19 protein-coding genes are annotated in these 22,986 nt (G+C 71.8%); 7 read left to right on the plus strand and 12 right to left on the minus strand.

Features of this window, described 5'->3' with window-relative positions:
* The first annotated feature begins 5 nt into the window (after positions 1-5).
* A complete protein-coding gene (locus tag ACIO52_RS01960; RefSeq protein WP_316576143.1) occupies positions 6-866 on the plus strand; it encodes a hypothetical protein in 861 nt (286 codons plus the stop codon).
* 9 nt (positions 867-875) lie between these two features.
* Here the strand turns inward: ACIO52_RS01960 and ACIO52_RS01965 are convergent, their stop codons facing one another.
* From ACIO52_RS01965 to ACIO52_RS02000, 8 genes are all read right to left on the minus strand, one after another.
* Positions 876-2,303 carry a DUF1254 domain-containing protein gene (locus ACIO52_RS01965; protein WP_402640790.1) on the minus strand — a complete coding sequence of 476 codons (1,428 nt, stop codon included), beginning with the start codon at positions 2,301-2,303 and terminating at the stop codon, positions 876-878.
* Between the two features lie 85 nt (positions 2,304-2,388).
* Positions 2,389-3,615, minus strand: coding sequence for a TetR/AcrR family transcriptional regulator (locus ACIO52_RS01970; protein WP_218719671.1), 1,227 nt, complete (start codon positions 3,613-3,615; stop codon positions 2,389-2,391).
* Positions 3,616-3,627: 12 nt separating this feature from the next.
* Entirely contained in the window at positions 3,628-5,571 is a 1,944-nt protein-coding gene (locus tag ACIO52_RS01975; protein ID WP_402640794.1) for an acetoacetate--CoA ligase, read from the minus strand.
* A 99-nt stretch (positions 5,572-5,670) separates the two neighbouring features.
* Positions 5,671-6,510: an HpcH/HpaI aldolase/citrate lyase family protein gene (locus tag ACIO52_RS01980; RefSeq protein WP_402640797.1), complete on the minus strand. Its 840-nt coding sequence runs from the start codon at positions 6,508-6,510 to the stop codon at positions 5,671-5,673.
* Entirely contained in the window at positions 6,507-7,037 is a 531-nt protein-coding gene (locus tag ACIO52_RS01985) for a MaoC family dehydratase (protein WP_316576138.1), read from the minus strand. Before ACIO52_RS01985 ends, ACIO52_RS01980 begins: the two co-directional genes overlap by 4 nt.
* The gene (locus ACIO52_RS01990) at positions 7,034-8,194 is read right to left on the minus strand and encodes an acyl-CoA dehydrogenase family protein (protein WP_218719673.1); all 1,161 of its coding nucleotides are present in this window, start codon (positions 8,192-8,194) and stop codon (positions 7,034-7,036) included. Before ACIO52_RS01990 ends, ACIO52_RS01985 begins: the two co-directional genes overlap by 4 nt.
* Entirely contained in the window at positions 8,191-10,230 is a 2,040-nt protein-coding gene (locus tag ACIO52_RS01995; protein WP_402640801.1) for a biotin carboxylase N-terminal domain-containing protein, read from the minus strand. Before ACIO52_RS01995 ends, ACIO52_RS01990 begins: the two co-directional genes overlap by 4 nt.
* 85 nt (positions 10,231-10,315) lie before the next feature.
* Positions 10,316-11,923 carry a carboxyl transferase domain-containing protein gene (locus tag ACIO52_RS02000; protein WP_255588116.1) on the minus strand — a complete coding sequence of 536 codons (1,608 nt, stop codon included), beginning with the start codon at positions 11,921-11,923 and terminating at the stop codon, positions 10,316-10,318.
* 137 nt (positions 11,924-12,060) lie between these two features.
* Between ACIO52_RS02000 and ACIO52_RS02005 the strand changes: the two genes are divergently transcribed.
* Positions 12,061-12,624: a TetR/AcrR family transcriptional regulator gene (locus ACIO52_RS02005; protein WP_218719695.1), complete on the plus strand. Its 564-nt coding sequence runs from the start codon at positions 12,061-12,063 to the stop codon at positions 12,622-12,624.
* Positions 12,625-12,666: 42 nt separating this feature from the next.
* Here ACIO52_RS02005 and ACIO52_RS02010 read toward each other — a convergent pair whose 3' ends face one another.
* Genes ACIO52_RS02010 through ACIO52_RS02020 form a run of 3 tightly spaced genes read right to left on the minus strand, consistent with a single transcriptional unit; the run spans position 12,667 to position 14,884 of the window.
* On the minus strand, positions 12,667-13,059 hold the full coding sequence (locus tag ACIO52_RS02010) for an NYN domain-containing protein (protein WP_402640804.1): 393 nt from the start codon (positions 13,057-13,059) through the stop codon (positions 12,667-12,669).
* Between the two features lie 50 nt (positions 13,060-13,109).
* Positions 13,110-13,820 carry an ABC transporter ATP-binding protein gene (locus tag ACIO52_RS02015; protein ID WP_316576136.1) on the minus strand — a complete coding sequence of 237 codons (711 nt, stop codon included), beginning with the start codon at positions 13,818-13,820 and terminating at the stop codon, positions 13,110-13,112.
* Between the two features lie 11 nt (positions 13,821-13,831).
* Positions 13,832-14,884: an ABC transporter permease gene (locus ACIO52_RS02020; RefSeq protein ID WP_218719677.1), complete on the minus strand. Its 1,053-nt coding sequence runs from the start codon at positions 14,882-14,884 to the stop codon at positions 13,832-13,834.
* A 129-nt stretch (positions 14,885-15,013) separates the two neighbouring features.
* On the opposite strand from ACIO52_RS02020, the gene ACIO52_RS02025 reads away from it, so the two are divergent.
* Genes ACIO52_RS02025 through ACIO52_RS02035 form a run of 3 tightly spaced genes read left to right on the plus strand, consistent with a single transcriptional unit; the run spans position 15,014 to position 17,332 of the window.
* A complete protein-coding gene (locus tag ACIO52_RS02025; RefSeq protein ID WP_218719678.1) occupies positions 15,014-16,240 on the plus strand; it encodes a sensor histidine kinase in 1,227 nt (408 codons plus the stop codon).
* A complete protein-coding gene (locus ACIO52_RS02030; protein ID WP_316576135.1) occupies positions 16,237-16,854 on the plus strand; it encodes a response regulator transcription factor in 618 nt (205 codons plus the stop codon). Before ACIO52_RS02025 ends, ACIO52_RS02030 begins: the two co-directional genes overlap by 4 nt.
* A 52-nt stretch (positions 16,855-16,906) precedes the next feature.
* Positions 16,907-17,332: a PPOX class F420-dependent oxidoreductase gene (locus ACIO52_RS02035; RefSeq protein ID WP_218719680.1), complete on the plus strand. Its 426-nt coding sequence runs from the start codon at positions 16,907-16,909 to the stop codon at positions 17,330-17,332.
* On the opposite strand, the gene ACIO52_RS02040 is transcribed toward ACIO52_RS02035, so the two are convergent.
* On the minus strand, positions 17,304-18,041 hold the full coding sequence (locus ACIO52_RS02040; protein WP_218719681.1) for a DUF3105 domain-containing protein: 738 nt from the start codon (positions 18,039-18,041) through the stop codon (positions 17,304-17,306). The genes ACIO52_RS02035 and ACIO52_RS02040 overlap by 29 nt on opposite strands.
* Positions 18,042-18,249: 208 nt before the next feature.
* On the opposite strand from ACIO52_RS02040, the gene ACIO52_RS02045 reads away from it, so the two are divergent.
* Complete coding sequence (locus ACIO52_RS02045) at positions 18,250-21,717, plus strand: Ig-like domain-containing protein (protein ID WP_402640812.1); 3,468 nt, start codon at positions 18,250-18,252, stop codon at positions 21,715-21,717.
* Between the two features lie 109 nt (positions 21,718-21,826).
* Positions 21,827-22,597 (plus strand): precorrin-4 C(11)-methyltransferase, encoded by a 771-nt coding sequence (gene cobM / locus ACIO52_RS02050; RefSeq protein ID WP_402640815.1) that lies wholly within the window; start codon positions 21,827-21,829, stop codon positions 22,595-22,597.
* The last annotated feature ends 389 nt before the right edge of the window (positions 22,598-22,986 follow it).

Raw genomic sequence — 22,986 nt, forward strand, 5'->3', positions numbered from 1 at the left:
GGGGTATGCGGAGCGCTCGGTTCGGGATCGTGGTGGCGCTGCTGGCGGGACTGCTGGCGGGCGCGTACCTGGGGGCGCTGTTCGCGTCGTCGACCGACTCCGATCCGCCGCGGCGGCAGGCCACGGGACACGATGTCGAGCACGCCGAGCTGGTGCTGTTCGAGTCCACCCGGGGGCTGCCCGACGTCCGGACCGTACTGCGATCGACCGCCGACGTCGCCCAGTTCGCCGGGCGATTCCCTGGCGACGAACGCGCGGCCGGTCGGCTCACGGACACGCTCTCGCGCCGCGACTTCGACACCGAGGCGCTGATCGCCTTCTCCTGGGGCGCGGGCTGTTCGCCCGGTGACGGCGCGAAGCTGACCAGCGAGGGCGACGCCGACTACTCCGTCCGGCTGACCGGCGCGGACGATCCGCCGCCGGAATGCGTCGCGCCGTGGGAGATCCTGGCGGTGTTCGCGCTGCCCGCGGCGGACGTGCCGGCGACCACCCGGCTCGGCGGGTACCGCCCCGACCCGCCGGGTCCGGCGATCCTCGCCCATTTCGAGCGCATCGCAGTCGGCACCGCCCCGCGCGGCGCCGAGGTCTCCCAGCCGGATCAGCTCGCCGCCTTCGCCGCCGGGCTCGACACCGTGACGGCCGCTCGGGTGCGTTCGGCGGTGTCGGGGCGCGCCGCCGGTGATCGGGCGTTCGCCTTCGTCGCCACCGGCTGTCACGACGACGGCGCCTATCTCGCGATCTCGCGGGAACGGCTGCGTCCGGTGCTGACCGCGACCGAACCGGTCGCCTGCGTCGTCCCGGACTACTACGTCGCGGTGTTCACCACCCCGGCCGTCTCCGTCCCGATCGAGGCCGTCATCGGCTGAGACCGGGGGTCATGGCACCGGGGTCATCGGCGGCGGCTCCCAGTCGCCCTCGATCGCCGCCTCGCGAGGTGCGTACAGACGCAGCGTCAGGGAGAACTCGCCGGAGTCCGGGATCGGGAGCCAGTTGCCGGTGGGGACGCCCGGGCGCGGGTCGTCGTGCTGGACGGCGATCTCCACCGCGCCGTCGGGGCCCGCCACCACCGGTGGGGCGTGGCCGACCGCGTAGATCTCGGCGGGGTTGGGGACGAGGAAGCCCTGGGGGTCGTAGGCGGTGATCGAGGCGAAGGCGTCCACCGGCGGCCAGCGGCCGGGCTCGAAGCGGATACGGTAGCGGCGCGGCTGTCCCGCGTCGTCGGTCGTGGGGGCCCAGAGTTCGGCGTAGAGCACGTCGCGGATCGGGGCCTTGCCAGGTGAGCGCATGGTCGTCGCCGCGCGTCGCAGGTAATCGGTGCCGAACCTGCCGAGGTCGACCGGGATCTCCCACCCGTTGACGCGGCGCGCGTTCGGGTCGGTCCATCCGGCGATCCGGCGCTGGGCCTGGCGGACCGCCTCGTCGAGCAGTTCGACGGGCTCGTTGTCGACGGTGCCGCCGGGGACGACGCCGATGGTGGCCAGCTGTTCCATCAGCGGTGCGTCGGCGGCCGCGGGCGGATCGGCCACCATCAACCTGCACAGCCGGTTGAGGTAGGTGCGGCCGTCCAGCGCGGCGATCCGCTTGACCGGCGGCTCCGGTCCGCGGTCGATCGGGTGCACCCTGCTGACCGTGACGTCGTATTCGCGGCGCTGCCAGGCGCCGGCCGGGACCAGCCGGATCTTCTCCTGCCACCGGTTGACCTGCGCCGCGTCCGCGACACCGTTGATCTGGATCCGGCCGACGATCGTCGCCATCGCCGACGGCATGTGCAGCAGGGTGGTGTGCGGCGGCAGCGACCCGGTCCACTTCGGGCCCGCGATGACGTAGGTGAACGGCGGCCCGTCGGCGTCGACCGTCGTCCGCGGCTGCTTGCTGCTCAGGTCGTGCACGGTGTTGCCCCACCCGTCGAGCAGCTGGAACAGCCAGTACCGATCCGGTTCCATCCCGGGGATCTGCAACACCAGCGGCTCGTCGGCCAGGTTCAGCCACGCCTGGGAATAGACCATGTCGTGGCTGAGCCGGGCCACCCCGCGATCCAGCGGATCGGGCAGCACGCTGTGATCGAACGTGTTCGTCGGCCCACTCGCCGCCCGCATCATGTCCAGCAAGATCATCGGATAGCCGAACACATACGCCTCGGTCGCCAGCCCCAGCACATCCGGCGCCCCCGTCGAGGACACCACCGACGGCACCGGCTCCCCACCCCCGCACCCGGACAGCACCACCCCCACCCCCGCAGCCGCCCCCAACTCGAGCAGGCGCCGCCGACGCAGCCCACCCTCGCCACCTGCCCGACCGCCCATGCGCTCTCCGTCCGACACCGCGAACGCCCACCGTAAACGCCCCACCGTCCCCCCGCCCTCACACACAACGGGTGAAATCCGCAGGTCAGCCGAGGAGGGTTCGGTGCATGAGGTGGGCGACGCGGGCTCGGCAGGCGATGGGGTCGGGGCCGTAGATCTGGCTGAGGTCGATGACCAGGGCGAAGGCCGCGTGGACCAGGAAGCGGGCTTCGGCGGCCGAGAGTTCGGGGCGGACCTCGCGGACCAGGCGGGCCCATTCCTGGACGCTGAGGCGCTGGATGTTGCGCAGGACCGCGCGTTCCTCGGCGGGGACGTGGCCGAACTCGGCGTAGTAGACGACGGCCAGCGCGCGTTCGTCGAAGGTGTCGGCGACGAACTGGGCGATCAGCACGTCCAGGGCCGCGCCGCTGTCGGGGGTGCCCGCGACGGCGGGGCCGATCGCACCCGAGACCCGGTCGGCCGCGCGGCGGAACGCGGCGGCGAGGATGTCGCTCTTGCCGCGGTAGAACCGGTACACCGCCGAGGCCGCGGACAGCCCGGCCGCCGAGGCGATGTCCTCGACGCTGACGTTCGGATACCCGCGCTCGTGGAACAGCTCGACCGCTTTGCGCAGCAGCAGTTCGTGTTTGAACGACTCCGGGATCTCGACCTGGGTGGCCTTCTCCGAAATCGTTGCCGCGGGCGGCAATCCGCTCTCGACCAGCGCGAGACAGGCCGTGGTCAGCAGCCGGTTCAGGGTGCGGGCAGGCAGGGCGGCGTGATGGTCGGCGATGCTGGTGATCACCCCGAACATCGCGGTGGACAGCATTCGCAGGTCCGGCGCGGTCAGCTCCGGCCGCAGGACGGCCAGCTGCTCGTCGAGGGCGACCAGCACCGAGGCCCGCTGCTCGTCGAGCACCAGCCGGTCGGCGGGCTCGAGGTAGCGGCCCTCCCAGCGCACCAGCGTGACCGTTCCCCGGTTCTCCACCGTCGCGCCGAGGAGCCCGGTCAGCATGTGCCGCAACCGTTCCGCCGCGGTCGATGACCCGTCACCGGACGCCGCGATCGAGGCGGTGAAGGCCTGCCCGACCCGCAGCAGTTCCTCCCGGAACAGCGCGTACTTGCTCGGGTAGTGCCGGTACAGCGCCGCCGAACTGATGCCCAATCCGGCGGCGATGTCCTCCATGCTCACCCCGTGATACCCGGCCGCGCCGAATGCCACCGCCGAGGTCGCCGCGATCTGCGCGCGCCGATTCTTCGGACGCCGCCGCACACCGTCCTTCGCTCCGCCGACTACCGATCCACGCGCACCACGAGACTCGCCGACATTCATGCCAGAAGTGTATTAGGCCTTGTGGGGCGGGGTGATCCGGGCATACCAGTCGAGCAGGGCCGGGTCGTCCACGGCGCTGCGTTCGACCACACGGGTCGCGTCCGCGCCCTGGAAGAGCTTCTTGATCGGCACTTCCAGCTTCTTGCCGGTCCGGGTGTGCGGGATGCCGGGGGCCTCGCGGATCTCGTCGGGGACGTGCCGGGGCGAGACCTCGGAGCGAATCGCGCTGCCGATCCTGGCTTTCAGATCGTCGGTGAGGGCGGCGCCGGGCGCGAGGACGACGAACAGCGGCATCCAGTAGCCGCCGTCGGGCTGCTCGGCGCCGATCACCAGCGCCTCGGCGATCTCCGGGAACTGTTCGACGACCTGGTAGATGTCGGCGCTGCCCATCCGGATGCCGTGCCGGTTGAGAGTGGAGTCGGAGCGGCCGTGCACGACGACGCTGCCGTGCTCGGTCAGCGTGATCCAGTCACCGTGCCGCCACACGCCGGGGTAGGTGTCGAAATAGGCGTCGTGGTAGCGCTTTCCGTCCTCGTCGCGCCAGAAGCGCACCGGCATCGACGGCATCGGCTGGGTCACCACCAGCTCGCCGACCTCACCGCGCACCGGCGCGCCCTGCTCGTCGAAGGAGTCCAGCGCCACGCCGAGATACGGTGCCGACAGCTCGCCCGGCCACACCGGCACCGTGGGCACGCCGCCGATGAACGCCGACACCACGTCGGTGCCACCGCTGATCGAGTTCACCTGCACGTGCTCGCCCGCGTTCGCGTCGAGCCACAGCGCGCTCGACACCGGCAGCGCCGACCCGGTGATCCCGACGCTGCGCAGCGCCGACAGATCGTGCTCGGCCCGCGGCACCGCGCCCGCCTTGATGCATCCGAGCACGTAGCCGGGGCTGGTGCCGAGCACGGTGGCGCGGACCTGGGCGGCGAGGCGCCACAGGGCGTCCGGGCCGCCGGCTGTCGGGCTGCCGTCGTAGGTCACCACGGTGGCGCCGGTCAGCAGGCCGGCGATCTGGAAGTTCCACATCATCCAGCTGGGGCTGGTGTACCAGAAGAAGGTGTCCTCGGGCCCGATATCGGACTGGAGGGCAACGGCTTTCAGGTGCTCGAGCAGCACGCCGCCGTGGCCGTGCACGATGCCCTTCGGCAGACCGGTGGTGCCGGAGGAGAACACGATCCACAGCGGATGATCGAAGGCGACGGCGGCGGTCTCGATCACCCCGAGCCCCGGATCGGCGATCGCGTCCGACCACGCCACCGCGTCGGGCACCTCGAGGCCCAGCTGCGAGACCACGACGGTCGCGCGCAGCTCGGGCAGGCCCTCCTGCAGGGCGGCGATGTCGGCGCGCTTGTCGTGCTGCTTGCCGCCGAACCGGTAGCCGTCGGCCGTGACGAGCACGGTCGGCTCCAGCTGGCCGAGCCGGTCCAGCGCAGCCTTGGCCGAGTAGTCCTGCCCGCACGCGCTCCACACCGCGCCGATGCTCGCGGTGGCGAGGAAGGCGACGATGGCCTCCGGGATGTTCGGCAGGTAGCCGATCACCCGGTCGCCCGGTCCGACGTCGCGCGCCCGCAGGGCGCCCGCGAACGCGGTGACCTGCTCGATCAGCTCCGCCCACGAGATCTCGCGCGGCTCGGCGTCCTCGTGCAGGGCGAGCACGGCGGGCCGGTCGGGCCGCGCCTGCCGGATGATCTGGTCGACGTAGTTCAGCCGCGTCCCAGGGAACCACTGCGCGCCGGGCATCTCCCGCGTGCCGAGCACGCCGTCGGCGATCGGACCGAGCTCGAAGTAGTCCCACAGCGCCTGCCAGAAGCCGGCGATGTCGTCGACCGACCATTGCCACAGTGCCTGGTAGTCGGGGTACTGCTCGCCGGTCCGGCCGCTGACGAAGGCGGCGAAGTCGGTGATCCGTGCCGACGCGATGTCCTCGGCGGTCGGTTCCCATTGCGGTTGCACCGGATGTCCTCCTCGTACTGGGTTGCGCGGGCCGGAACTGCCCGGCCGATGATTACCCCGGCGCGCGGCCGGTAGTCGCCCCCGCGCGCCGGGTAGTGCTCAGCTGGGCAGTTCGGCCCGGCGGACGATCCGCTCCGCGTGTCGGAGCACCGGTGCGTCGACCATGCGTCCCTCGAACGCGAAGACGCCCCGATGGTTCGGCACCTCGGCGAGCACTCGGCGCGCCCAGTCGATCTCGTCGGGGTCGGGCGCGTAGCCCTCCCGGATCACCGCCACCTGGCGGGGATGGATAGCGACCTTGGCGTCGAAGCCGACGGCCACCGCGTCCAGCGTCTCCACCGCCAGCCCTTCCAGGTTCTCGATGTCGAGGAACACCGAATCCAGGGCGAACCGGCCGAAGGCCTTGGCCGCCAGCAGGCTCGTCGAGCGCACGTGCCGGGCGACATCGCGGTAGCTGCCGTCGGCGTGCCTGCTGGCATTGCCGCCCAGCCCGGCGACCAGGTCCTCGGCGCCCCACATCACGCCGACGGCGTTCTCGGCGGCGACCGACTCGGCCACCCGCACCGCGCCCAGCGGAGACTCGATCAGCACGATCACCTCGTAGCCCGCCAGGCTCCTGACCTGTTCGGCCGATTCACATTTGGGCAGCATGACGCGCCGGTAGGCGGTCTGCGCGAGGGCGGCCAGGTCGGCCGCGTACTCGTCGGTCTCGACCGCGTTGACGCGGACCACGGTGTGCCGCGGGTCGAGCGGGGTCTCGATCAGCGCCTTCCTGGCCGCGACCTTGTCACCCGCGGCGACGCCGTCCTCGAGGTCGAGGATCACCACATCGGCCACCGCCGCGGCCTTGGCGAAACGTTCGGGACGGTCGGCCGGGCAGAACAGCCAGGCCGGTCCGCTGGGCTCCCAGGCGCGCACGCTGTCTCCCGTCATCGTCATGCGGGGGCCTTCCGGACCAGCGTCTGCCGCACGGCTTTCGCCACGATCACACCGTCCTGGTTGCGCGCGGTGTGGGTGAGGCCGACGATGCCCTCACCCGGACGGCTCTTGGATTCCCGCTTGTCGGTCACCAGCGTCTCGGCGTACATCGTGTCGCCGTGGAACAGCGGCGCGGGCAGCGACATCTCGGAGAAGCCGAGGTTGGCCACCAGGGTGCCCTGGGTGAGCTGGGCGACCGAGAGGCCGACCAGCGTCGACAGGGTGAACATCGAGTTCACCAGCCGCTGGTTGAACGGCGGCTGCGCGTCGGCGAAGTTCGCGTCCAGGTGCAGCGCCTGGGTGTTCATGGTCAGTGTGGTGAACAAGACGTTGTCGGCCTCGGTGATAGTGCGACCGGGCCGGTGCTCGTAGATCGTCCCGATCTCGAACTCCTCGAACCACAGGCCGCGCTGGACGACGCGTCGTGTCTCGGTGCTCGACGGCGCCTGCGCTGCCGCCGCCGGGCCGCCGTGATCAGGCGCGCTCACAGACCCAGCTCCCGTGCGATCAGCATCAGCTGCACCTCCGTCGTGCCCTCACCGATTTCCAGGATCTTGCTGTCACGGTAGTGCCTGGACACGGGGTATTCGTTCATGAAGCCGTTGCCGCCGAAGATCTGGGTGGCGTCGCGCGCGTTGTCCATCGCGGCCTCGCTGGCGACCATCTTGGCGATCGAGGCGGCCTTCTTGAACGGCTTGCCCGCCAGCATCAGCGCGGCCGCGTCGTAGTAGGCGGTGCGCGCGACGTGGGCGCGCGCCTCCATCCGGGCGATCTTGAACGCGATGGCCTGATTGCGGCCGATGGCCTGCCCGAACGCCTGCCGCTCACCGGCGTAGCGCACGCTCTCGTCCACACAGCCCTGCGCGGCGCCCACCGCGAGCGCGGCGATGGCGATGCGGCCCTCGTCGAGGATGCGCAGGAAGTTGGCGTAGCCGCGGCCGCGCTCGCCGAGCAGGTTCTCCTGCGGCACCCGCACGTCGGTGAAGCTGAGCGGGTGGGTGTCGGAGGCGTTCCAGCCGACCTTGTTGTAGGCCGGTTCGGCGACGAAACCGGGGGTGGAGGTCGGCACCAGGATGGTGGAGATCTCCTTCTTGCCGCCGGTCTGCCCGGTCACCGCGGTGACGGTGACCAGCCGGGTGATGTCGGTACCGGAGTTGGTGATGAACTGCTTGGCGCCGTTGATCACCCAGCTCTCGCCGTCGGCGACCGCGGTGGTGCGGGTGCCGCCGGCGTCGCTGCCCGCGTCGGGCTCGGTGAGGCCGAAACCGGCCAGGGCGCGCCCGCTGGTGAGCTGGGGCAGCCACTCGTTCTTCTGCTTGTCGTCGCCGAAGCGGTAGATCGGCATCGCGCCCAGCGAGACACCGGCCTCGAGGGTGATGGCCACGCTCTGGTCGACCTTGCCGAGCTCCTCGAGCGCCAGGCACAGGGCGAAGTAGTCGCCGCCCATGCCGCCGAACTCCTCGGGGAACGGCAGGCCGAACAGGCCCATGTCGGCCATCCCGGCGACGACCTCGTACGGGAAGCTGTGCTCGGCATCGTGTTTCGCCGAGACGGGCGCCACGACCTGCTGGGCGAAGTCGCGCACGGTCAGGGCGAGCTGGCGGTATTCGTCCGGCAGCGAGCCGGTGGACAGGTAGTCGGTCATGCGTTGGTTCCTTCGCGCTCGGTCTCTACGACTGCGGTTTCGACGGGATGGGCGACGACGCGGACCAGCACCTGGTCCAGCTTCACCTGGGCGCCCGGCCGCACCAGCACCTCGACGGTGCCCGCGACGGGGGCGGTGAGGGTGTGCTCCATCTTCATGGCCTCGATGACGATCACCGGATCGCCGACCTCGACGGTCGCGCCGTCGGCGACCGGGGCGGCGATCACCGAACCCGGCATGGGACTGCGGATCTCGGCGTCGCCGACGTGGGCGGCGTCGCCGCGCACGCTCGCCTCGGCGACTTCGCGCAGCACGGCGACGCTCCCGGCGTGGCCGACCCACAGCTGGTCGGCGTCCTCGGCCACGCGGAACTCGCGGCGCAGCCCGTCCAACGTGAGGACGAGGCCGTCGCGGCTGGTGGCGGCCGAGAGCGATTGCGGCGCACCGTCGTCGATCCGGACGGTCGCCGATTCCGGTGTGCCGGTGAGGAAGACATGGCGCACCTGGTCACCGGCGGCGAGCCGGATCGCGGTCGGGGCCTGCGCGCCGAGCCGCCAGCCCGACGGGGTCGACCACGGGTCGCCGCCGGGGGCGGGCCAGCGGCGCAGCCAGTGATGGGCGGCGGCGGCGAGGAATTCGTCGTCGGTCACCTCGGCGGGCCGGAAGTCGCCGACCCGGCGGTCCAGCAACGCGGTGTCGAGGCGGCCCGCCTGGACATCCGCGTCGGCGAGCAGGAAGCGCAGGAACTCGATATTGCTCGTCACGCCGAGCAGCACGGTCTGTTCCAGCGCGCGGTCCAGCGCCGCGAGGGCGTCGGCGCGGGTGTCGCCGCGCGCGATCACCTTCGACAACATCGGGTCGTAGTCGCTGCCGACCACGGTGCCCTCGGACAGGCCCGAATCCACGCGCACGCCGGGGCCGCTCGGTTCGCTGAGCGCGAGCACGGTGCCACCGGTGGGCAGGAAGCCGCGACCCGGATCCTCGGCGTAGACCCGCGCCTCGATCGCGTGCCCGACCAGGCGGATCTCGTCCTGGCTCTTGCTCAGCTGCTGCCCCGCGGCCACGCGGACCTGGCATTCCACCAGGTCGACGCCGGTGACCAGCTCGGTCACCGGGTGCTCGACCTGCAGGCGCGTGTTCATCTCCATGAAGAAGAACTCGTCGGGCCGGTCGGCGGAGACGATGAACTCCACGGTGCCCGCGCCGACGTAGTCGACACTGCGCGCGGTATTGCAGGCCGCGGCGCCGATCCGGGCCCTGGTCGTGGCGTCCAGCAGCGGCGAGGGCGCTTCCTCGATCACCTTCTGGTGCCTGCGCTGCAAGCTGCACTCGCGTTCGCCCAGGTGCACCACATTGCCGAACTTGTCGGCCAGGACCTGCACCTCGATGTGGCGGGGCCGGGTGACGAACCGCTCCAGGAACAGGGTGTCGTCATCGAAGGCCGCGCCCGCCTCGCGTCGCGCGCTGACCAGCGCCGCGGGCAGATCCTCGGGCCGCTCGACCCTCCGCATGCCCTTGCCGCCGCCACCGGCGGACGGCTTCACCAGCACCGGGTAGCCGACCTCGGCGGCGGCGGTGATCAACTGCTCGTCGGTGAGGCCGGGCTCGGCGATGCCGGGTACCACCGGGACGCCGAACGCGGTGACGGTGTTCTTGGCGGTGATCTTGTCGCCCATCACCTCGATCGCCTTGGCGGGCGGACCGAGGAAGACGATGTCCGCGTCGGCCAGCGCCGCGGCGAACGCCGAATTCTCCGACAGGAAGCCGTATCCGGGGTGCACGGCCTGGGCGCCGGAGCGGATCGCGGCGTCGACGACCTTCTCGATCGACAGATAGCTCTCGCGAGCCGGGGCGGGCCCGAGGCGCACCGCGACATCGGCCTCGCGCACGTGGCGGGCGCCCGCGTCGGCGTCGCTGTACACCGCGACCGAGCGAATGCCCATGGCGCGCAAGGTCTTGATGACGCGTACCGCGATCTCGCCGCGATTGGCGACCAGGACGGTGTCGAACTCGACGGGGTGGGATTTGTTCAGCATGTCGCTCACTCCTTCGCCTCGCCGGCGCTCGGCTGCGTCGTACGCGACGGCGCGCTATGTTTCTGGTTCACTCGCTGACGCTCCTTCACATCCGGAAGACGCCGTAGGAAACGGGGTCGAGCGGCGCTTGTGCGCAGACCGAGAGGGCAAGTCCGAGCACGGTTCTGGTGTCGGTGGGCGCGATGACGCCGTCGTCCCAGATCCGTGCGGTCGCGTAGTAGGGGTTGCCCTGGGTCTCGTACTGCTCCCGGATCGGCGCCTTGAACGCCTCCTGATCCTCCGCCGACCACGGCTTGCCCGCGCTGTCGAGCTGGTCGCCGCGCACGGTCGCCAGCACCGAGGCGGCCTGCTCGCCGCCCATCACCGAGATCCGCGAGTTCGGCCACATCCACAGGAAGCGCGGCGAATACGCGCGTCCGCACATGGAGTAGTTGCCCGCGCCGTAGGAGCCGCCGATCACCACGGTCAGCTTCGGCACCCGCGCGCAGGCCACGGCGGTGACCATCTTCGCGCCGTGCTTGGCGATGCCGCCCGCCTCGTAGTCGCGTCCGACCATGAAGCCGGTGATGTTCTGCAGGAACACCAGCGGGATCTTGCGCTTGTCGCACAGTTCGATGAAATGCGCGCCCTTCATGGCGGATTCGGCGAACAGCACGCCGTTGTTGGCGACGATGCCGACCGGGTGACCGTGGATGCGGGCGAAGCCGGTGACCAGGGTCTTGCCGTATTCGGCCTTGAACTCGTGGAAGCCCGCCTCGCCGTCGACGATCCGGTCGATCACCTCGCGCACGTCGTAGGGGGTGCGCGGGTCGACCGGGACCACGTCGTAGAGCTCGTCCTCGTCCTTGGCGGGCGCAGTGGTCGCCAGCACCTCCCAGGGCGCCTCGGGCTTCGGGCCCAGGGTGCCGACGATCTTGCGGACGATGCGCAACGCGTCGCGGTCGTCCTCGGCGAGATGGTCGGTGACGCCGGAGGTGCGCGAGTGCAGCAGGCCGCCGCCGAGTTCCTCGGCCGTGACGACCTCACCGGTCGCCGCCTTCACCAGCGGCGGGCCGCCGAGGAAGATGGTGCCCTGGTCGCGCACGATGACGGCCTCGTCGGCCATCGCGGGCACGTAGGCGCCACCGGCGGTGCACGATCCCATCACCGCCGCGATCTGGGCGATGCCCTTGGCGCTCATGTTGGCCTGGTTGTAGAAGATGCGGCCGAAGTGCTCGCGGTCGGGGAACACCTCGTCCTGGTGCGGCAGGAAGGCGCCGCCGGAGTCCACCAGGTACACGCACGGGAGGTTGTTCTGCGCGGCGACCTCCTGCGCGCGCAGGTGCTTCTTCACCGAGATCGGGTAGTAGGTGCCGCCCTTGACCGTCGCGTCGTTGGCCAGGACCAGGCACTCGCGGCCCGCGATGCGGCCGATGCCGGCGATCACGCCCGCGCCGGGGCACTCGTCGCCGTACATGCCGTTGCCCGCCAGCGGGGACAGTTCCAGGAACGGGCTGCCGGGGTCGAGCAGCTGGTCGACCCGCTCGCGGGGCAGCAGCTTGCCTCGGGCCGCGTGCCGCTCGCGCGACTTCTGCGGGCCGCCCAGCGCCGTCGTCGCCAGCCGCTGGCGCAGCTCGTCGACCAGGGCGCGGTGCGCGTCCCGGTTGCTCGTCGCGGCTGTGGTGCCGTTGTCGAGGTCGTGCGTAACCGTCATCACGCCATCCTGCCATCCGGTTAATCGCCAATAACTGAAATTCAGGTTAATCTTGACTAACCAAGTTGTCCAGACCCGGCGGAAGGGAGTCGAGATTGGCCACGGTCGAACCCGCTCCGGCGACCCGGCGCGAGCTGATGAAAGCCCAGCGTCGCGAGCAGTTGCTCGACGCGGGCGCCAGGTTGATCGCCGATCGCGGGTTCTTCGGCGTGCGCCTCGACGACCTCGGCGCGGCTGTCGGGATCAGCGGACCCGCCGTCTACCGGCACTTCGCGAACAAGGAGGCGCTGCTGGTCGAGCTGCTGGTCGGGGTCAGTGAGCGATTGCTCGCCGGTGGGCGCGCGGTCGTCGCGGCGGCGCAATCGCCCGCGGAAGCCCTGGTCGGCCTGGTGGACTTCCACCTCGACTTCGCCTTCGACGACCCCGAGCTCATCCGCATCCAGGACCGCGATCTGGACAACGTGCCCGCCGCCGACCGTCGCACCCTGCGCCGCACGCAGCGCCAATACGTCGAGGTCTGGGTGCAGGTGCTGCGCGAGGTGCATCCCGGTCTGGCCGAGGACACCGCCCGCGTCCAGGCCCACGCGGCCTTCGGGCTGATCAACTCCACTCCGCACAGCGCCGCCCCGGCGCGGGCGAGCAAGGCGCGGCCGGTGTTGCGGCAGATGGCGCTGGCGGCGTTGTCGGCCGAGCAGGCCTGATCGGCCGCGTGGGAACGCTGCCGCGGCCCGGCTCCGGGAAGATCAATCCAGTTGGCGCAGGAGCCAACTGGGGCCGACCGCGTCGGCACCGAGAGCGTCGACCCGGCGGCGGAGCTCCCGGTCGGCGGTGACGACGGTGAGCTGGTCGTAGCCGGTGGCCTCGGCGACCACGTCGACGATCTTGTCGTCGCCGGAGCGGTCGGCCAGCACGACGGTCAGGCGCGGGGCGGTCGGTGCGGCGTCGTCGGCCGCGGCCTTGGCGGCGCCCTCGAGGACGACGGTCACCGCCGTCGACGCAGGCAGGCGGGTCGTCAGGTCCGCGATGTTCGCCAGCAGCCGCCGGGCGGCGCCCGCACGGTCGCGCCACCAGCCATCGGCCTCGGCGCCGATGACATTGGCCGCGTCGACCACGATCAGCTGGGTCGGATCGCTCATCGGTCCAGTCTCCCCCCGGCGCGCGCCCGGCGCTCGGCGGGCGCGCCGGATCAGGCGACGGCGGGCACCTCGACCGGGCTGAGGCGGCCGTCGGTCATCCGGTAGACCGCGTCCATCCGGTGCAGGTGGGTCGGGTCGTGGGTGACCAGGATCGTCGCCGCGCGGTGCTCGCGGGCGATGGTGGTGATCAGGTCGAGCACGGCGGCGCCGCGTTCGGTGTCCAGGGCGCTGGTCGGCTCGTCGACGACGAGCAGGGCCGGGTCGTTCATCAGGGCGCGGGCGATATTGACGCGCTGGCGCTGGCCGCCGGAGAGCTGCGCGGGCCGCTTGTCCGCGTGCTCGGCCAGGCCGACCGCGGCGAGCAGGTCCCGTGCGCGGGACCTGGTTTCACCCCGGCCGCTGCGCCGCTTGCCGCCGAGATGCGCGGTGACCTCCAGCTGTTCCAGGGCGGTCAGCGCGGGGATGAGATTGGGCTGCTGGAAGACGATGCCCATCGCGGTGCGGCGGACGGTGGACGCGGCCCGCCTGCTCAGCGTCGCGAGATCGGTACTGCCGGTGTCGGTCGCGAGGACGACGGTGCCCGTGTCGGGCCGGATCAGCGTCGCCGCCACCGCGAGCAGGCTGGACTTGCCCGAGCCGGACGGGCCGGTGACGGCGGCGATGGTGCCGCCGGGGACGTGCAGGTTCACCCGGTCGAGCGCGGTGAGCCTGCCCGTGCCGTCGGGGTAGGTGAGAGTGACGTCGGTGAGGGTCAGTGCCATGGTGGGGTCCTTCAGCGGGTCGCGCCGAGCGCGGTCAGGGGATCGGTGGTGAACAGGAAGCGCAGCGCGACCGCGGCGCCGACGAGGCCGAGCGCGATCAAGGCCAGCGCGGGCACCAGGGTCGTCGACAGCGACAGCACGAACGGCATGGCGTCACCGAGGAACAGGGAGGCCACCGCGGTGCTGCCGAGCCCGATCGCGACACCGGTGACCAGCACGATCGCCGCCTGCGCCAGCGCGTCGAGCGCCAGCGAACCGGTGGTCGCGCCGAGCGCCTTCAAGGTGGCGATGTCGGGTTGGCGCTGCACCGTCCACACGGTGAAGAAGGCCCCGATCACCAGCGCGGAGATGGCGAACAGCAGCACCGTCATCAGGGTCAGCGAGCTGTTCTCGGCCTGGTAGGAGCCGATCGCCTCGACGGCGTTCGCGGCGGGCAGCGTGCGCGTTCCGGCTTCGGCGTCGAGATCGTCGCGCGGGGCGTCGCCGAGCACGGCGAGCACGGTGGCCGCGCCCGCGCGAGGGCTGGCCGCCTGCCAGTCCGCCAGGCTCGTCCAGATCACCGGGGTGTGGCTGTACCACTCGTCGCCGGCGACGTCGGCGACGGTGAACTCGTGGCCTGCCAGCACCACGGTGTCGCCGGTGCCCGCGGCCAGTGCGCGGGCCGCGCCCGAGCTCAGCACCACCGCTCCCGGTGCGGTAGCAGGGTGATTGCTGAACGCCGCGGGGTCGCCGCCGAACAGCGCGACCTGCTCGGGGCTCGCGCCCACGTGTTCGGCGCGGGTCCGGGAGATGCCGACCGGGGTGACCTCGATTCCGCCCGTCGACCGCCACCGCGCGATCTGCTCCTCGGTGAGCACCGACGAGTCGAAGGACGGATCGGCGCCGGTCTCGGCGAACACCACCTGGTCGGCGCGCAGGCCCTGGACCGCGGAGATGTTCTGGTGCGCCAGCCCGGCGGTGAGCCCACTCAGAAAACTGACCAGCACCGCCACCAGCAGGACGACGGTGGTGATCAGCAGGAAGCGGCCGCGGGCGGCCCGGAGATCTCGGAGTGCGACGAACATGCCTCCACTCTCGTCGCGCACGACCGCCACGCCATCGCACCGGCGCACGAAACGCGCTCCATCCAAGGACTGCCCGTGTTTACACCTTTCGATGGATGCCGGGCCGGTTGCCGCACATAAGCTGGTCGGGTGCACTCGTCCCCCCTGACCCCGGTGGTCACCACGCTGCGGCTCGGTCTGCACGTGCTGGTGACGGTGCTGGGCGCGGTGGTCGCGGTGCGAGCGCTGTTGCCCGGCGGCGGTGGGCACGGTGTCGGGGTGGTCGTCCTGACGGGAATCTGGCTGGCCGTCTACTTCGCGGGCACCGAACTGCCGCGCCGGGTCGCCTCGGGCGCCCCGGCCGGGGCGGCGCGGTCGCGGGCGGTGCCGGGCGCCGCGTGGGACGCGCGCAGGGCCGGGCTGTGGCTGGCCACGCTGACCGTGCTGTGGCTGGCGCTGCTCGGGCTGACCCCGGACGCGGTGTATCTCGCCTTCGGATTGTTCTTCCTCTACCTGCACCTGCTGCCGCGGCCGTGGAACCTGGTCGCGGTGGTGCTGGCGACGGCCGTCGGCGTCATCGGCTTCGCGGCACACCGCGGCTGGTCGGTGGGCGCGGTGGTCGGGCCCGTGCTCGGCGCCCTGGTCGCCATCGGCATCGGGCTCGGCTATCAGGCGCTGTACCGCGAAGCGGTGGAACGGGAGCGGCTGATCGACGAATTGCTCGGCACCAGAGCGATTCTCGCCGAGCGGGAACGGACGGCGGGCAAGCTGGCCGAACGCGAACGCCTGGCCAAGGAGATCCACGACACCGTCGCGCAGGGACTCAGCAGTATCCAGTTGCTGCTGCACGCGGCCGAGCAGGCGGCGCCGGATCATCCCGCACTGGACCGGATTCGGCTCGCCCGCGAGACGGCGGCCGAGGATCTGGCCGAAACCCGCAGGCTCATCGACGAATTGTCGCCCGCCGCGCTGGACGGGCAGTCCCTCGCCGAAGCGCTGGCACGGATCTGTGATCGGGCGCGGTCGGCGGCGCTGTCGACCCAGCTGCTGGTCGAGGGCGAGCCGGAGCGGCTGCCGATGCCGGTGGAGGCCGCGCTGGTGCGGATCGCGCAGAGCGCGGTCGCCAATGTGGTCCAGCATGCCGGGGCGGCGCGCATGCGGGTCACCCTCACCTACGACGACACCGACGTGCACCTCGACATCGTCGACGACGGCATCGGCATCGACCCCGCCGTGCTGCGCGGGCCGCGCGCGGGCGCGTTCGGCCTGGCGGCCATGCGCAGCCGGGTCGAGCAGCAGGGTGGCCGGATGACGATCGAATCCGAACCCGGCCACACCGCCGTCACCGTGTCCTTCCCACTGGGAGCGGTCGAATGATCCGGCTGCTGCTCGCCGACGACCACGCGATCGTGCGGGCCGGGCTGCGCGCGCTGCTCGAGGCGTCCGCCGACATCACCGTCGTCGGTGACGTGGCCGACGCCGACGCGGCCGTGGCGTTCTGTGCCGCCAACCCCGTCGACCTGGTCCTGATGGACCTGCGCTTCGGTGACGGCCGCTCCGGGGCCGCCGCCACCGCCGACCTGCGCGCCCTGCCCACCCCGCCGAACGTCCTGGTGGTCACCAACTACGACACCGACGCCGACATCCTCGGCGCCATCGAAGCGGGCGCCGTCGGCTACCTGCTCAAGGACACCCCGCCCGCCGAACTCCTCGCCGCGGTCCGCGCCGCCGCCGCGGGCGAGAGCGTGCTGTCCCCGACGGTCGCCTCCCGTCTGATGACCCGCGTCCGGCGCGCCGACACCACGTTGAGCCCCCGCGAAGTCGAGGTCCTGCGCCTGGTCGCGGCCGGCCTGTCCAACCGCGACATCGCCAAGCGACTGTTCCTCAGCGAGACCACCGTCAAATCCCACCTGGTCCACATCTACGCCAAACTCGGCGTCAAATCCCGCACCTCGGCGGTCGCCACCGCCCGCGAGCAGGGCGCGATCTGACACGCGAGGCCGCTGCCGCCGGTTCCCACGGCCCGGCGCCTACCCTGATCGCATGGCCTCACTCGCTGATCCCCAGGTGCGCGAATTCCTTTCCCATGGAACACGAACCGGCAAGGTGGCGTTCACCGGTGCCGATGGGCGGCCCTTGGTGACGCCGGTGTGGTTCATCGTCGAGGGCGACGAGCTGGTCTTCAACACCGGGAAGAACACCGCCAAGGGGCGGGCGTTCGCGCGGGATCCCCGGGTCGCGCTGTGCGTGGATCTGGAGGAGCCGCCGTACGCGCTGGTGGAGGTGCAGGGCACGGTGACGCTGTCGGAGGATCTCGACGAGCTGGTGCGGACGGCCACCGAGATCGCGGCGCGCTACATGGGGGCGGACAAGGCCGAGGAGTTCGGCAAGCGGAACGGGGTGGCGGGGGAGCTGGTCGTGCGGGTGCGCCCGACCAAGGTCATCGCCCACTTCCAGGTGACGGCGTAGGCAGGCCGGGGGTAGCGCTGCCGTCGCTGTTCGGGTCGACGGCGTCGGGGCCGGGGGCCGTGGGGTCGAACGGGGGCGGGTTGGTGCGGTCGAACAGCGGCGAGGAGCAGGTCGCGCCCGGTTCCGGTGTGGTGTAAGGGTTCTCGCGCAGCGCGAGGATGAACTGATCGATCCGGGGGTCGGCGGCGCTGTCGGGTTTCAGCTGGTGGCCCCACGATTGCAGCGAGATCGGGTGGGCCATGCCGGGAATCGGCGACATCAGGGTGTACGGCTTGTTCGTCACCCGCGCGGCGAGCGCGGCCTGATCCGCCGCGCTCACCTTGTCCGGGTTGTAGGCGATCCACACCGCGCCGTGTTCCAGGGAGTGCACCACGTTCTCGGTGCGGACGCCGGTGGCGTAGACGACGCCGTCGCAGGCCGCCCACCTGCTGTCGTGCGGTCCGCCCAGCGGTGGGATCACCGGATAGGCGACCCGCTGCGTGCTGGTCACGTGCAGGCCCGGCGGGAACTCGGTGATCTCGACGCCGGGGATCTCGCGGGAGGGGTCCTGGTTGTCCGCGGTCGGCACGAACGCATCCGTCGACGCGATGGCGGTGCCGTCGACTTTGCCGTCGGTCGCGCAACCCGCGGTGAGGAGTGTGGCGACCGCGATTCCCACCGCGGCCGTGCGGGCGCGTCGCGCGCCGCTGGTCGTGTCCGAATTCCGCACCGCGGTCCCCTGTCGTCGTGGCGGCTACCGCCGTCGGGACTGAACTTACTTGCCCGCCGCCCGCGCCACCCGGTTCGCCTCGGATCTCCCGGTCGACAACCCCGATGACCTGCGCGAAAGCGCGCGTCGCTGCGGGGCCGAGGCGACAACCACGGCTACCGTTTCGTCAAGTTTCCTCGGCAACGGCGCTGGCGAACGGAGTTCTGGCATGGCCGGACGAACTGCGACGCGGGTGTGGCTCGCCGCGTCCCTGGGCGCGGTACTGGTCGTCGGCACCGCGGCACTCGCGCAGTCCCAGCCGCCGGGCCCGCCCGCCGAGCACGCGTCCGAGCATTTCGAGGACCCGGAGTCGGGGCTCGCGATCGACGTGTTCTATTGCAGCTCGGGGACGCAGACCTACACGGTGCCCGCCGGGACGACGAGCCTCTACATCGAGGCCGTGGGCGGCCAGGGGCAGACGCCGAATCCGAACTTCACCGGGATCGGTGGGCTCGGCGGGCAGGTCAGCGGCGGTTTGCGGGTGACGCCGGAGCAGCAGTTCCAGGTCCAGGTCGGGTGCGCGGGCGGCGCGAACGGCGGGTTCTCGCCGTATGCCCCGGGTGGGGCCAGGGGCGAAGCGGTCGATCAGGTCACGAATTTCGGGACGGTGTACTCGAGCGGTTGGGACGGCGGCGGTGGCGGCGGGGCCTCGGCCGTGCTCGGGCCCGACAACGCGCCGGTGCTGGTCGCGGGTGGCGGTGGTGGCGCGGGCGGCAACGCGCCGGACTGCTATTCGGTGTCGCCGGTGCAGGATTCGACGTTCTTCTACTGCGGCGGCGGCTCCCGGCGCGACGGCGGGAACGGGGGCGACGGTAGCGCGGCGGTCGGCTGGCAGGAAGGCCCGCCGTGGACCGGCGGTGCGGGCGAGAACAATCCGGCGGGCACCACGCCGAGCGGCCTCACGTGCGGTGGTCCGCGCGCGGGCGGGGCAGGCCACACCTTCGACACGACCGGCGGTGGCGGTGGGGGCGGCGGTGGCGGTGGCGGCTACCAGGGCGGCGAGGGCCAGGGCGGCGGCTGTGGTGGCGCCGCGGGGCCGCAGACGCCGATCTCGCACGGCCCGCACGCGGCGCCGGGCGCTGGTGGCGCGGGCGGCGGTGGCGGGACCTCCTACGCCTCACCGAGTCTGTCGAAGGCGAGCGTCACCACCGCCTCGGTCTCCGGCGACGGCTACGTCCTGTTCCTCACCTCCGCCGACGGCGTCCGGACGACGACCTTCGGCGTGCACGGCGACGCCGCGCAGTACTACTGCGTCGGCGACGGCGTCGACGAGATCTTCGCCGACGTGCTCGGCGCGGCGGGCGCGGGCGGCGGCCACGACTTCGGCGATGTCGGCACCGGCGGCGCGGGCGGCGGCGTGCAGGCCGTCATCGCCGTGCGGGAACGCACACAGCTGAAGATCGACGTCGGTCGCTACGGCGGACCGGGCGGCGGCTGGGGCTACGGCAAGGGCGGCGCGCGCGGCACCGCCGATTCCGGCGCCTCCTACAGCGGCGCCGGCGGCGGCGGCGCGTCGGCGGTGAGCCAGGACGCGGCCGATTGCGGCACCCGGCCGTCCCGCGACAGCGTGCCCCTCGTCGTCGCGGGCGGCGGCGGTGGTGGCGGCGGCAACGGATTCAGCGCCGACGGCGGTGACGGCGGCAGCGGCGGCCCGCGTCCCGGCGACGGCACCAGCGGCGGCTTCGGCGGCGGCTTCGGTGGGGAGGGCGGCAGCGAGCGCGGCGTCGACGGCGGCCACGCGACCGGTAGCTCCACCGGTGGCGGTGGCGGCGGCGGTGGTGGCGGCAGCCACGGCGGCGGCAAGGGCCACGGCGCGCAGGACGGGAACGACGGTGGCGGCGGTGGTGGCGGTGGCGGCCAGTCGATGGTCGTCCCCGTCGCCGGGCAGCGCCCGCATTTCTACAACGGCCCCGACGGCAGCTACGGCAACCGTGATCGCCTCAACGACGGCAAGGTAGAGCTGATCGTCCCGATCCCCTCGAAACGCAGCCGGGTGGAACTGATCTCGGGCAACAGTCAGAGCGCCTACTCGGGCCAGCCGTTCGCCCAGCCGCTGCGGGTGCGTTTCGTCGACGCGATCCACGGACCACAGGCGGGCAAATCGATCACCTTCTCGATGCCCGCCGGACAGCCGCGCGCCGCGGTCTTCGCCGACGGCGGTGACAGCACCCGGGTGACCACCGACGCCGACGGCTTCGCCCAGGTGAACCTGACCGCGCTGCCCGCCGCGCAGCAGGGCGAGCTGACCGGCGGATTCCTGGTCCGGGCCGCCGCCTCCGACGACCCGGCCCACCTGATCGGCGGCGCGGTGTTCCGGCTGCACGACGACCGGGTGCCGACCGAGATCGAGGTGACCACCAGCGCGCCGGACCAGATCTCGCAGGTCGGTCAGCCGGTGAGCTTCAGCGCGAAAGTCGCCCAGCAGCCGGGCACCACACCGGCATTCGGCACGCCGGCCGGGCATGTGCGCTTCGAGATCGACGGTGTCGCGACGCCGGGTCCGATCGAGCTGGTCGACGGGGTGGCGACCCTGCCCGCGATCAGCGGGTTGCGGCCGGGCACCCACCACGTGCTGGCGACGTATCTCGCCGACGACCCGGCCCGCGTCTTCGCCCCCGTCTTCGGCAGTGTCGGCCTGCTGGTGCAATCGGTGAAACTGCCCACCGAGGTGCATCTGACGCTGCCGCCGTCGCCCGTCCTCGCCGGCGCGGTCGTCGGCGCCACGGTCACCGTGCCGACGCCGCAGCCCGACGCGCCGAAACCCACCGGTGCGATCCAGTTCGGTCAGAACGGGTCCCCGCTCGGTGATCCGGTGACCATCGCCGCCGACGGCACGGCGAGTTCGCCGCCGCTGCGCGCAGGCTCGGGGACGATCGAGGCGCACTATCTCGGCGACGAGGTCTACGAGCAGTCGCGGGTCGAGGCCGAGCTCACCGTCTACACCGCGACCTCGACGACCACGGTCACCGCCAACCACAACCCGGTCACCTATTTCGAACAACTGGACCTCACCGCGACGATCACCCGTGCTCCCGCGGGCGAGATCGACACCGGCACCGTCCGGTTCGCCGCCGACGGAAAACCGCTCGGCGCGCCGGTTCCCGTCGACGACGGTCTCGCGATCGCCCGCGATGTCGACGTGTCCCACCTCGGCTTCGGCACGCACCTGATCACCGCCGACTACTCCGGCGACGCGGACACCGGCGTCGCGCCGAGTCGCGGCACCATGACGCTGTGGGTGCTGAAGGTCGGTCAGTCGCCCGGTGACCACCCCGCTGACGTGGGCGTGCACCTCGACCTGCCACGCACCGCCGACCCGGGCGATCGGGTGACGGCGACGGTCACCGTCACCAATGTCGGCGGTCGGCAGGCGACGGAGGTCGAGGCCAGGCTGTCGACCCAGGGCTGGAGCCGGGTGGTCGATCCCGGCGGCGGCGAGGTGCGGCCGACGCACGTGCGCTTCCGGCTCCCCACGCTGGCGGCGGGCGAGACCAGGACCTACACCGTCGTCCTCGAAGCGCCGCCGCGCCTGGCGCTGATCACCGCGTTCCTGCACGCGTCCAGCACCGGCACCGACGCGAACCCGGTGAACAACCTGCATCTCGCGTCGACCTTCGTGCGAGCAGGGGCGAGCTGAGACCGATCCCGCGGCGGCTGGGTCCGGCCCGGCCAGCGACTCGCACGCGGGCCGGACCAGCGCCGGTAGCGGTCGGGAACATGCGGCACGCGCGATCTAGGCTGCTGGCATGACGGTGCATTTCATCGGGGCCGGCCCCGGCGCGGCCGACCTGCTGACGGTGCGCGCGGTGACGCTGCTGCGCGAGAGCCCGGTCTGCCTGTACGCGGGCACCTACCTCGACCCCGAGGTGCTGGCCCACTGCGCGCCCGGCACCGAACTGATCGACACCCAGCATCTCGACCTGGACCAGATCACCGACCGCCTCGTCCGCGCGCATCGGGCGGGCCACGACGTCGCCCGGCTCTGTTCGGGCGACCCTTCGATCTACTCGGCGCTGACCGAGCAGACTCGCCGCCTGGACGCCAACGGCGTCCCGTGGGACATCACCCCCGGTGTCCCCGCCTATGCGGCCGCAGCGGCTGCCCTGGGCGCCGAATTGACCGTCCCCGAGGTCGTCCAGTCGGTCGTGCTCACCCGTACCCGGGCTCGCTCGACCGCGATGCCCGCGGGCGAGGCCCTGGCCGCCTTCGCCGCCACCGGCGCCACTCTGATCCTGCACCTCGCCATCACCCGGCTCCGGGTCCTCGCGGCGGAACTGATCGACGAGTACGGCCCCGACTGCCCGGTCGCCGTCGTCTACCGGGCCAGCCAGCCCGAACAGCTGATCCTGCGCGGCACCCTCACCGATATCGCCGACCAGGTCGAAGCCGCCGACCTGCGCCGAGCCGCCGTGATCCTGGTCGGCCGCGCCCTGACCCCCTCGATCGACTGCGCCGGGTCCCACCTCTACGACCCGGCCCGCGTGCGCGAGCCCGCTGGGACAGACCGGTCGGTGTGAGCCACGCCTCATTCCTCGCGGCGGGGCGGTCCTCTCGCGACGATGTGAGGACGCAGACAAGCGTCAGCTAACGGGGTGGCGACGGCCTACCTGGGCCTATGCCGCGCGGCTATGGACGTGGTTGGTTGCCGGGCGAGCGCACCGGTAGATTGGTGCGATGGTTTGCGACGAGCACACCGGCGCTGCCGGTCCGACGGACGTGGGCATGGTCTCGGCCATGTAACAAGACCGGACGGCCTGACAGATAGTGCCAATGGACATTTTTTGCCTGATTGATTTCGAGAACTGAACCCGAGACGCAGGCGCCACGCTAGTTCTACAGCTGAGGCGCCTGCGTTCCGGTGTCGTCGGGGAGCGCCTGCCCAGGTGTTCCGGAAGCGAGGTTTGGG

The sequence above is a fragment of the Nocardia sp. NPDC087230 genome (assembly GCF_044744725.1).
Taxonomy (GTDB): Bacteria; Actinomycetota; Actinomycetes; order Mycobacteriales; family Mycobacteriaceae; genus Nocardia; species Nocardia canadensis.

Coding starts and splice junctions, on each gene's coding strand:
- ACIO52_RS01960 (WP_316576143.1), top strand. CDS start 6: ATGCGGAGCGCTCGGTTCGGGATCGTGGTGGCGCTGCTGGCGGGACTG.
- ACIO52_RS01965 (WP_402640790.1), bottom strand. CDS start 2,303: ATGGGCGGTCGGGCAGGTGGCGAGGGTGGGCTGCGTCGGCGGCGCCTG.
- ACIO52_RS01970 (WP_218719671.1), bottom strand. CDS start 3,615: ATGAATGTCGGCGAGTCTCGTGGTGCGCGTGGATCGGTAGTCGGCGGA.
- ACIO52_RS01980 (WP_402640797.1), bottom strand. CDS start 6,510: ATGACGATGACGGGAGACAGCGTGCGCGCCTGGGAGCCCAGCGGACCG.
- ACIO52_RS01990 (WP_218719673.1), bottom strand. CDS start 8,194: ATGACCGACTACCTGTCCACCGGCTCGCTGCCGGACGAATACCGCCAG.
- ACIO52_RS01995 (WP_402640801.1), bottom strand. CDS start 10,230: ATGCTGAACAAATCCCACCCCGTCGAGTTCGACACCGTCCTGGTCGCC.
- ACIO52_RS02000 (WP_255588116.1), bottom strand. CDS start 11,923: ATGACGGTTACGCACGACCTCGACAACGGCACCACAGCCGCGACGAGC.
- ACIO52_RS02005 (WP_218719695.1), top strand. CDS start 12,061: ATGAAAGCCCAGCGTCGCGAGCAGTTGCTCGACGCGGGCGCCAGGTTG.
- ACIO52_RS02010 (WP_402640804.1), bottom strand. CDS start 13,059: ATGAGCGATCCGACCCAGCTGATCGTGGTCGACGCGGCCAATGTCATC.
- ACIO52_RS02015 (WP_316576136.1), bottom strand. CDS start 13,820: ATGGCACTGACCCTCACCGACGTCACTCTCACCTACCCCGACGGCACG.
- ACIO52_RS02020 (WP_218719677.1), bottom strand. CDS start 14,884: ATGTTCGTCGCACTCCGAGATCTCCGGGCCGCCCGCGGCCGCTTCCTG.
- ACIO52_RS02030 (WP_316576135.1), top strand. CDS start 16,237: ATGATCCGGCTGCTGCTCGCCGACGACCACGCGATCGTGCGGGCCGGG.
- ACIO52_RS02035 (WP_218719680.1), top strand. CDS start 16,907: ATGGCCTCACTCGCTGATCCCCAGGTGCGCGAATTCCTTTCCCATGGA.
- ACIO52_RS02045 (WP_402640812.1), top strand. CDS start 18,250: ATGGCCGGACGAACTGCGACGCGGGTGTGGCTCGCCGCGTCCCTGGGC.
- cobM (WP_402640815.1), top strand. CDS start 21,827: ATGACGGTGCATTTCATCGGGGCCGGCCCCGGCGCGGCCGACCTGCTG.